Annotated in this window: 1 protein-coding gene; it reads left to right on the forward strand. The window is 31.9% G+C overall.

From position 1 onward, the window contains the following. Window positions 1-2,679: beta strand repeat-containing protein (locus tag ACO409_RS08635; protein ID WP_485556394.1), on the forward strand; the 2,679-nt coding region annotated here is incomplete at both ends.

The raw sequence follows: 2,679 nt of genomic DNA on the forward strand, positions 1-2,679 counted from the left end.
TAAAACATGTTCAGCAGGAATTTATACACAAAATAGTAATGTTACAAATAAAGGTAAGATTAATTTAAAAGAAAATGAATCAGCAGGAATTTATGCCCAAAATACTTCCGCAAAGAATTATACAATTGATAATTCGGGAATAATAACTGCTGAAAAAGATAAAAGTATTGGAATGTATGCAAATGTGTTTAAAGATACATCAGTTGCATCGCCTGTTACACCAGGAATAACTACAATGAATAATAGTGGAACTATTAATTTAAAAGATGGAAAATCAGCTGGAATGTATATAAAAAATGATACAGATGATAGAACAAAGGCTGTAATAAATAATCTTTCTACTTCAGGAAAAATCAATGTAGATAAAGCTGAATCAGTTGGGATAATGGCAGATACAGCGACTGTTCGAAATGATGGAGAAATTATCATAAAGGATAAGAAATCAGCAGGGATTTATGCAATTGATAATTCTTATGTTACCAATAATGCTGATATTACTACACAAGATGAAAAATCAGCAGGAATTTATATAAGTGATAGTGATGTTATAAATAATGCAAGTAAGACAATTACTATAGATAAAAGTGAATCAGCAGGAATATATGGTAAATTTAAGAATGATAAAGATCATTCAATTACAAATAAAGGAACAATTACTTTAGCAACAAGCAGTTCTGAAAAGGGAAGTGCAGGAATATACGGTGAATTGGAATCTGGAGCTACAAAGAAACTTTCTATTGAAAATTTAACTGGTTCAGAAATAAATGTTGGAATGAAAGAATCGGTTGGAATATATGCTAAAAATTCTTCATCAAATGGAAAAGAAAATTTGACAGTTGATAATAGTGGTACAATTATAACTTCAAAAGAAAAATCAGTAGGAATTTTTGGAAGTAAGTCAACTGTTACAAATAATAAGACTATAGAAGTAAATGGACAAGAATCTATTGGAATTTTTGGAGAAGCAGGTTCAGAAATAAAAAATACTTCAACTGATAAAGGAATTAAAGTTACTAGCGAAAGTTCTACTGGAATGTATGCAACAGGTTCAGGAACAACTGGAGAAAATACAGGTAAAATTGTTCTATCTGGAAAAAAATCTACAGGAATGGGTGCAGCTGATAGTGCAGTTATAACTAATAAATATGAAATTTCTGGAACAGTTGAAAATGTAATTGGAATGTATGGTACAGGAAATGGAACACAAGTTAAAAATAAAAAAGATATTGAATTATTAGAAAAAAATTCTACTGGAATATTTGCTAAAGATGACGCTGTAGCAGAAAATGAAAGCAATTCAAATATTACATTAGCAAAAGAAAGTTCGGTTGGTATGTTTGGACTTGCAAGTTCTACATCAAAGAAAATAAACTTAACAAATGCTGGAAATATAACTTTGAAAGGAAAAGAGTCAACAGGAATTTTTGCTAGCAATGTTGAAACTACTGCTGGAAGTGGTATATATTCAGGAGCAGTTGCTAATTCATCTATAAAAAATACAGGAACTATAACTTTAGATGCTGAAAAAACAGTTGGAATTTATACACCAAAATCAAATATTTCTAAAGTAGGAAATATAACAATGACCAAAAATGCTAATTCGTCAGTTGCGGTTTATCTTACTCAGGAAGCAACTGCAGATGGAACAGGAGCTGTGATTGATTTAAATGATAAGTCACAAAATCAAGTAGCTTATTACATTAAAGGTAATGGTTCTATAACAAATTCTATTGGAAATGTTAATGGCTATGGTGTTGGAGTTTATTTAGATGGAACAGATAGCACTGGAAAAGCATTGACAACGCCAGCACAATTAAATGCACCAGCACTTGATTTTGTAAGTGGAAGTTCAACGCAAGGAAAAGGAATGATTGGATTATTATTAAAAGGGAATACTGATATTTCAACTTACACTGGAGGAATAAAAGTTGGAGATTCAGTATTAGGTACATCAGGTGACTTTTATGCAATAGGTATTTATGCTGATGCTCAGGGAACTTCTGGAACTCCAAAAGCAATATCGACTAACATTACAACAGGAGCAAATGGAGTTGGATTGTTTGCTGAAAATGCAAGTAATATTAATTATTCTGGAACTATGAATATAGGAGATAATACAACAGCTGGAACTGGTATCTATATTGGAAATGGTGGAACAGGTGCTCCTAGTCCGTCGAAAGTTACGATAGATGGTGCTAATATTAACTTGAAAGGGGCAAATGGAGTTGGAGCAATAGTCACTACAAAATCTGAAGTTGTTTTTAATAACAATTCAACAATTACATTTGATGGTGACGGAGTTGGAATTTATGGTCAAAAAGGTGCAATTATAACTGATAAAGGTGGTACTTTGAATACCAAAGGGCATTCAGTTGAAAGAACAAGATTAACTGAAGGTAGTTATGAAATAGCAGGAGATTTGACAAATGCGCTTGGAAATGCTCTAGATACAGGAAATATTCTTTCGCACGTTATAAATGGAGAAGCTATTATAAAAACAGGTATCACAGTTGAAGCAAAACCATCAACAAAAAATATAATTGGTCTTATGGCTGACGGTATTAAGGATCCACATGGATCTTGGAAAGGTGATGTAGGATATGAGGCTATAAATAATGGAAAACTTGATTTATCAAATGCAACTACAAGTACTGCCATGTATCTTGATTCTTCAAGAGG

The sequence above is a fragment of the Leptotrichia sp. genome (genome assembly GCF_057270615.1).